We start from the raw sequence: 7,362 nt of genomic DNA on the forward strand, positions 1-7,362 counted from the left end.
CAAGCACAAGAAGGACTGGGACGGCAAGGACAAGAAGGACTGGGGCTGGGACTGGGCCTGAGCTGACGAGAGAACTTGGACGGAGCGCCACTGAAATACGGCGAACCGCTAGGAGGAACGTGTAGCGGCGTTGGCGAGGGCGTCCGGAACGGATTCCGATCGGCAATGCCCGCCCGGGTTCTTTGGCCGGCACGGTGCCGGACACCATGGTTCCGTGGTGTCCGGCACTCACGGTTCATGGCCATTCATGGCCATCACGCGCGGGTGGCGGGAATATGGCGCTCCGGTTCACATCCGACGGGCGAGGATGCGGTAGGCGTTCGACCGGCTGCCGGCGGTCAGATAAGGCCGGCTCATCGCGTCCAGGGCCAGGCCTGCTACGAATGCGGGGACCATGGCGGCCGCGGTCAGCGCCCGGATCCTCCGCGGGCGTCCTGGATCCTCCTCGGTGCGCCACGCTGAGGACGGTGACGGCGCGACGGTCTGGAGCAGCCCATACAGGGCCATCACCGGGTCCCCCTGCTGATGGACATCACCGAACCGGATCTCCTGGACCGCGAAGCCACGTTCGTTCAGGGCAGCTGCCAAATTGGCCGCCGGCATAAGGTGCTGATGTTGCGGAATCAGCTATCCCGGCCACAGTTGGCGGTACATACGGGCCGCGGGGCTCTCCGGATTCGGTACCTCGATCAGCAGATGGCGGCCCGGGGCCAGCGCGAGTGCGGCGGCATCCAGCTCGGCCAGCGGATCCCGGGTGTGTTCGAGGTAGTGGAACATGCTGATGACGTCGTACTGGTCGGCCAGATCGGCGGCGATATCGGGAAATAACCCGCGGTAGGCCCGATCTACCCAGCGTCGGCGTTCCGCATCCTCGATGCTCGCCCCGATGTCGAGTGCGTCGAACGAGGTCGTCGGCCAGACCGTTCTCGCCACGTTACAGAAATGTCCATGGCCACCTCCCACGTCCAACCAGCGACGGGGCGTCGGTATCGACAGGCTGGCCCGGTGGAGATAGGGGGCTCTCCGCATTTCGCTAGAGGCCGTGTCTGCGCACTGACGGATCGCGATGGCCCGCGGTGACTGCGTGTAGTCGATCGTGGGGTCGGGAAATGGGCCGCACCCGCCATCCGGAAAGATCGTGTTTTGTCTAAGGAACATGATCAACGAGCGAGCGGGTGCGTGTGTCGAATATGAGCGGTGCCGTGGTTGCCGAGTTGTGTGGGCTGGGTGGGGTCGAGGTCGCCGATCTCGAGCGGGAGGCGGACGGCTGGTGGTCGGCGCATCTGGTGACGTCCGCGGATGTGGTCGCGTGCTGCCCGGACTGCGGGGCGGCTTCGAGGCGGGTCAAGGAGGCCGGCAGCCAGCGGCTGGTGCACCTGACGGCGCTGCCGATGACGCTGACCTGGCACAAACGCCGGTTGTACTGCGAGAACGCCGCCTGTGGCCGGGACAGTTTCACCGAGGACGGGCCGGTCGCCGAGCCTGGGGCGCGGGTCTCGGCGCCGGGCCGGGCGAGGATGGGCCATCTGTGCGGGGACTGGCTCGTCCCGGTCGACCGGGTCGCCGCGACGCTCGGGATCTCCTGGCACACGGCGCACGGGGCGTTTGTCCGTCTCGCTGAGGCCGTCGAGATCATGCTCACTGACCCCGACGAGGCGTTCCCGGCCGAGCAGCCCACCGGCCATTCCGACGACGCCGACGACGCCGCGGAGGCGGAAGGGGCGGATAACGTCGGGGTGGCCGGGCCCGCGGAGCCCGCCGGGACGGCCGGGCCCGAGCCGACGCCGCGGGCACACCGGTCGGTGTCCGGGCCGTTGCCGCTGGTCGGGGTGCTCGGGATCGACGACCATCGCCGGGGCCGGGCACGGTACCACTGGGACGCCCCGGCGGGCCGCTGGGTGGAGGACGCGAACCGGTGGCAGACCGTGTTCGTCGATTCCTCCGGCAGCAACGGCCTGCTCGGCCAGACCGAGTGCCGGACCGCCGCCGCGACGACCGCCTGGCTTCAGGCCCAGGCCCGCGCGTGGCGGGAGAACATCTGGGCGGTCACGACCGACATGTCCACGATCTACAAGGCGGCGGTCCGCGACACGCTGCCCCACGCCGTGCACGCGATCGACCCGTTCCATGTCGTCCACCTGGCGAACAGGACGATCGGCGACGTGCGACGCCGGGTCATCTTCGAGCGGTACGGCCGGCGGTGCCGCGCGACCGACCCGGAATACAAATACCGCACCCTGCTCCTGCGCACGGAGAGGTCGTTTCCGCCGCACCACGGGCAGGTCGTGCGAGGCGGCTCGAGGAACCGGTCAAGACCGTTGGCGAGATCCCGCCGGTACTGGGATCTCCTCTCGGTGACCTCCGTGGGGGTGGGCCTGCCCGCCATTCTGATCGGCCGTGGAGCCCGCGGGCACGTCGCCGGATCCGGGCCGATGGTCGGTGCGCCGAGAAGCTCACGGGTTCGGCTCGGCATCCCCACCAGTTGGAGGAGGTCACCGCGTCGCCGCGTCAGCATGCTGCGCCGCAGCGTCCCGGGCGTCACCCGTAGCCGGCTACCGCCCACGGCGACCGGCTGCAGCCAGGACATCGTCACCGCCGTGAGTGCCGCGAGCGGGTTGCTGGTAGCCCCGAGCAGGATGGCGGCGTCCCACAGCGCGGGCAGGACCCGTCTGGCGGGCTCCCATGCATAGGCGGCGCGGTGCACGGACAGCCGGGTGCGATCGTTGTCCGGCTCGGCACCGACCAGGCCGGGCAGCACGGCGAGGTCGGTGGAGGCGGCAGCGTGCCGTTTGCACGTCTCGAGCACGGCCACGAGCTCGGCCTCGGTGAGATCGGTGAGATCGGTGCTGTCCGCGGTGGTGAGGCCGGTGCGGGCTAGCACCTCTGCATTGACGAGCACCGCCTGGAAGGCCCCGCGACCGCGGGCCAGCCGGGCTGACCGGTAGGTGGACGGGTCGACCATCCGCGCCAGGTCGAGGATCCGGTGCGCCGACATCTCGGCTGGGACCAGGTTGAGGACCTCGCGGCCGTGCCGACGCGCGTATGTGTCGGCCGCGCGGCGATGCTCGGGGCCGAGACGCACTCCGGAGGCGAGGAGGAGGATGTACGACGGACGCTGCGCGTGAGGGTCGTCCGAGCCGGGCTCGCCTCCCGGATGCCCATGGTCCACCGATTCGATGACGTCGATGGCACCTACCCGGCCGCGCAGCCGGATGCCGTTAAGGCCGACCCCCACACACGCGGCTACCGGGAGCCAGCCACGACGCCTCACCATCGGCCTCCACTGAATATTTGATCCGCATCCGGTCCGCAGTCGGGAAGCCCCCGCAAAATACCTCTTGCATCCGAATTGCAGCCGAAGCTTCACCGACCGCTCCACGCCGCGCGGCTGAACCGGGTGGCCAGGCTGAACCGGGCCGGAAGACACCGCCGGGTTCGGCCGCACCCGCCGCGGCACGGGAGAACGTCACCGCAGGCACGCCGGAGCCCTGTGTCAGGGGCGCGGGACTGGTCTGATTTTGATCGTCGGCTCTGGCGGTGGCCCGGCGGTGGGCGCGTCCTGGGCGAGGTGGTTCCAGAACTACTCGACCACGGGTTGCCGCAGGCGAGGGCCGAGTTCGCGGATCAGGGCCGAGTTCGCGGATCAGGGCCGAGTTCGCGGATCAGGGCCGAGTTCGCGGATCAGGATGCCCAGCGCCTGGGTGTGCTCTGGATCGGGCTTGGTGGAAATGCCGGCGGCACGTAGGCCGCGGACCTGGCTGAGAGTGAGGTCGGCAAGCAAGATGATCATCTTGGTGTTGTCGTGTTCCGGGTCGATCAGCGCGCGGCGCAGGTAGCGCAGCTGGGCGGGGTGCTCGGCGTACATGCGGGCGACGGCGGCGTCGTGGGCTCTGCCGATCTTGGCCGCGCTGCCCTGCGCGGGGACGCCGAGCACCGCTGACCATTTGCAGAGCCTGCCGTACCGTCGGACAGCATGGGCATCGGAGAAGCCGTCATCGTCAACACCGCGGCGACCGCGGCCTTTGACGGGCAGATCGGGTAGATCGGCCAGGTCGTCCCCGACACCGAAACCCTTGCCACCGCGACGAAGATCGCCGAACGGATCGCCGGCAACTTCACCGGCCACCGAGGACAGACTATGACCTACCGATCATCGTGGATGACCGAGGAGCTCGACCAGCTCCAAAACCTCACCCGCACCTTCCTGGCCAAGGAATCCGAACCCAACCACGAGCGGTGGACCGAACAGCACGCGGTCGACCGCGAGTTCTGGAACAAGGCTGGCGAGATCGGCCTGCTGTGCATCAGCTGCCCCATCGAGTACGGCGGCGGTGGCGGCACGTTCGCGCACGAGGCCGTGGTGTTGCGCGAGCAGGGCTACATCGCCGACGACTGCTGGGCCTACCTGGTGCACAGCCCGATCGTCGCGCACTATATCAACGCCTACGGCGGCCACGAGCAGAAGCAGCGCTGGCTGCCCAGACTGGCGTCCGGTGTGTTCGTCGGCGCGATCGCGATGACCGAACCGGGCACCGGTAGCGACCTGCAGGCCGTGCGCACCACAGCCCGGCGCGAGGGTGACCATTACGTGATCAACGGTGCGAAGACGTTCATCACCAACGGTACCCACTGTGACCTGCTCATCATCGTGGCCCGCACCGGCAACGCGCCCGGCGGCAGAGGGCTGTCGCTGATCGTGGCGGAAACCCAGGGGCTGCAAGGGTTCGAACGCGGCCGGGTGCTGCAGAAGATCGGCGCGATGGGCACCGACACCCGCGAGCTGGCTTTCACCGACATGCGGGTGCCGGCGGCCAACCTGCTCGGTCCGGCCGAGGGCCAGGGCTTCATGCAGCTGGTACAGCAGCTGCCGCAGGAACGGCTGTCCATCGCGGTGAATGCCGCGGCTGCCGCCGAACACGCCGTCGACCTGGCCATCGCCTACGCCAAGGAGCGCACGGCGTTCGGCAAACCCCTGCTGGAATTCCAGAACACCCGGTTCGTGCTCGCCGAGTGCCGTACCGAAGCGCTGGCGCTGCGCACCTTCATCGACCACTGCATCACCGAGCATGTGGCTGGCCGGCTCGACGGCGCAACCGCGTCCATGGCCAAATACCTGGCCACCGACAAGCAGTGCGAGATCGTCGACCGCTGCCTACAGATCTTCGGCGGCTACGGCTACATGACCGAATACCCCATCGCCCGCATGTACGCCGCAGCCCGCGTCCAGAGGATCTACGGCGGCACCAACGAAATCATGAAGGAGCTCATCGCCCGCTCCCTCTGACCGGCAAGAGACCAACCACGCCCGGAGCAGGATCCACCTAGCATGCGGGGGGGTTCGGGGGGGGCTCGGCCCTCCCGGTAGGCCTGGCGGAACGACGAGGTCCGCCCCCCGCGCGGACACAACCCACCCAGAGTGGAGCGGGTGACCGGGATCGAACCGGCATGGCCAGCTTGGAAGGCTGGGGCTCTGCCATTGAGCTACACCCGCGAGGTGATCGATGCGAGCTTACCCCGTAGAATGAGCAGGCAACGCCTCGGGGCGTAGCGTAGTGGCTAGCGCGCCTGCTTTGGGTGCAGGAGATCGGGAGTTCGAGTCTCCCCGCCCCGACCGATAGCCTCGGCGTGTCACCCCCTGTCCAACGTCGTACCAGGAGACCGCCGCGCCGTGAAGGCCACCAAGGAGACCCTCAGCCCGACCCGGGTCAAGCTCACTGTCGAGGTGCCCTTCGACGAGCTCAAGCCCTCGCTCGAGGCCACATATCGCAAGCTTGCCCGCCAGGTCCGGGTCTCGGGCTTCCGGCCGGGCAAGGTCCCGCCGCGCATCCTGGACCAGCGGCTGGGCCGGGATGTCATCCTGGACGAAGCCGTCCAGGAGGCGCTGCCGCAGCTCTACTCCGAGGCCGTGCAGGCCGAGGAGGTCGACGTGCTGTCCCGGCCCGAGGTGGACATCACCGAGTTCGCCGACGGCGGCCAGCTCGTCTTCACCGCCGAGGTGGACGTCCGGCCCGAGGTGACCCTGCCGGAGTTCTCGGAGCTTGAGGTCATCGTTGACGCCGTCGAGGTCACCGACGAGCAGGTCGAGGAGCAGGTCGGCGCGCTGCGTGATCGTTTCGCGGTGCTCACGCCGGTGGAGCGGGCCGTGCAGGCGGGTGACTACGTCTCGCTCGACCTGTCCGCCGAGGCGGACGGCACGCCGATCGAGGGTGCCGAGGCGACCGGGCTGTCCTACGAGGTCGGCAGTGGCAACCTGGTCGAGGGTCTCGACGACGCGATCATCGGCGCCACGGACGGCGAGACCCGTACCTTCACCACGGAGCTGCTCTCCGGCGAGCAGGCCGGTCAGCCCGCCCAGGTGACGGCGACGGTCCACGGGGTCAAGGAGAAGGAGCTCCCGGCCCTGGACGACGACTTCGCGACCACCGTCAGCGAGTTCGACACCCTCGACGAGCTGCGCGCGGACATCCGGGCGCGCCTGGAGCAGTCGCGCCGCACCGAACAGGTCGGCCAGGCCCGGGAGAAGTTGCTGGAAAGCCTCCTGGAGCGGGTGGAGGTGCCGGTGCCCGGCTCGCTGCTCGTCGGCGAGATCGAGGCCCGTGAGCACCGCCTCTCCCGCGAGCTGGAGTACATCGGCACGGACCGCACGTCCTACCTGGAGACCCTCGGCCAGACTGAGGAGGAGTTCGACGCGGAGGTCCGCGAGTCCGCCGGCAAGGCCATCCGCTCCCAGTTCATCCTGGACGCGGTGATCGATGCCGAGTCGATTGGGATCGACCAGGGCGAGCTGATGGAGCAGCTCATCCTGCGTGCCCAGCGCTCCGGGGTGCAGCCGGACGTCTACGCTCAGCAGCTTGCGCAGGGCGAGGGTCTGACGGCCCTGATGGCCGATGTCCTGCGGACCAAGGCGCTCTTCCTGTTGCTGGAGAACGCCAAAGTCGTCGACAGCGCGGGGACCTCCGTCGAGCTCGCTCTGCCGGCCCGTCCGCAGCCGGGCGCCGACGCGGACGCGGATCATGACCACGACGTCACCGTCGCGGCGGAGGCAGTCGCCCCCGGGGACGCCACGGTTGAGCCGGTTGAGGCGAAGACCGACGGCAACGGCTGATCGGCGCCTCGCCGCTGGCGCGGTCGCGTTCCTCCCGAAGCAACCATCGGGTCATAACAGGCGCATCGTGGGGGTTGGTCACCGTTCCCACCCGGAACCGTGGCCAGCCCCCGCTGTTCGTCTCACCATCGCCGCCTTCCGTGACCGGACGGCGCCGCGCCGAACCAGCCCGCGCCCGGCTGGCCATGAGCGCCCACCGGCCCCGGGCCGGCCGGACTGGCCCGTCCTCACGCCCAGCGCGAACATCGGGCGGGAAG

7 protein-coding genes and 2 tRNA genes are annotated in these 7,362 nt (G+C 69.2%); 5 read left to right on the forward strand and 4 right to left on the reverse strand.

Features of this window, described 5'->3' with window-relative positions; genetic code table 11:
* Positions 1-288: 288 nt before the first annotated feature.
* Both AC08OP_RS02810 and AC08OP_RS02815 read right to left on the reverse strand, forming a co-directional pair.
* On the reverse strand, positions 289-588 hold the full coding sequence (locus tag AC08OP_RS02810; RefSeq protein ID WP_476612752.1) for a hypothetical protein: 300 nt from the start codon (positions 586-588) through the stop codon (positions 289-291).
* Positions 589-627: 39 nt separating this feature from the next.
* Positions 628-1,158, reverse strand: coding sequence for a class I SAM-dependent methyltransferase (locus AC08OP_RS02815; RefSeq protein ID WP_476612753.1), 531 nt, complete (start codon positions 1,156-1,158; stop codon positions 628-630).
* Positions 1,159-1,175: 17 nt separating this feature from the next.
* Here AC08OP_RS02815 and AC08OP_RS02820 point away from each other — a divergent pair, with 17 nt between their 5' ends.
* Complete coding sequence (locus tag AC08OP_RS02820; RefSeq protein ID WP_476612754.1) at positions 1,176-2,690, forward strand: transposase; 1,515 nt, start codon at positions 1,176-1,178, stop codon at positions 2,688-2,690.
* Between the two features lie 8 nt (positions 2,691-2,698).
* Positions 2,699-2,878: a hypothetical protein gene (locus tag AC08OP_RS02825; RefSeq protein WP_476612755.1), complete on the forward strand. Its 180-nt coding sequence runs from the start codon at positions 2,699-2,701 to the stop codon at positions 2,876-2,878.
* A gap of 765 nt (positions 2,879-3,643) precedes the next feature.
* Here the strand turns inward: AC08OP_RS02825 and AC08OP_RS02830 are convergent.
* Positions 3,644-4,126, reverse strand: coding sequence for a hypothetical protein (locus tag AC08OP_RS02830; protein WP_476612756.1), 483 nt, complete (start codon positions 4,124-4,126; stop codon positions 3,644-3,646).
* 33 nt (positions 4,127-4,159) lie between these two features.
* Between AC08OP_RS02830 and AC08OP_RS02835 the strand changes: the two genes are divergently transcribed.
* Positions 4,160-5,284 carry an acyl-CoA dehydrogenase family protein gene (locus tag AC08OP_RS02835; protein WP_476612757.1) on the forward strand — a complete coding sequence of 375 codons (1,125 nt, stop codon included), beginning with the start codon at positions 4,160-4,162 and terminating at the stop codon, positions 5,282-5,284.
* A gap of 133 nt (positions 5,285-5,417) precedes the next feature.
* On the opposite strand, the gene AC08OP_RS02840 is transcribed toward AC08OP_RS02835, so the two are convergent.
* Positions 5,418-5,491 (reverse strand) — tRNA-Gly (locus AC08OP_RS02840).
* A gap of 47 nt (positions 5,492-5,538) precedes the next feature.
* Here AC08OP_RS02840 and AC08OP_RS02845 point away from each other — a divergent pair.
* A tRNA-Pro gene (locus tag AC08OP_RS02845) sits at positions 5,539-5,611 on the forward strand.
* 57 nt (positions 5,612-5,668) lie between these two features.
* The gene (gene tig / locus AC08OP_RS02850) at positions 5,669-7,105 is read left to right on the forward strand and encodes a trigger factor (protein WP_476612758.1); all 1,437 of its coding nucleotides are present in this window, start codon (positions 5,669-5,671) and stop codon (positions 7,103-7,105) included.
* Positions 7,106-7,362 lie beyond the last annotated feature (257 nt).

The sequence above is a fragment of the Frankia sp. CeRuru1 genome (assembly GCF_977966315.1).

Coding starts and splice junctions, on each gene's coding strand:
- AC08OP_RS02815 (WP_476612753.1), bottom strand. CDS start 1,158: ATGTTCCTTAGACAAAACACGATCTTTCCGGATGGCGGGTGCGGCCCA.
- AC08OP_RS02835 (WP_476612757.1), top strand. CDS start 4,160: ATGACCGAGGAGCTCGACCAGCTCCAAAACCTCACCCGCACCTTCCTG.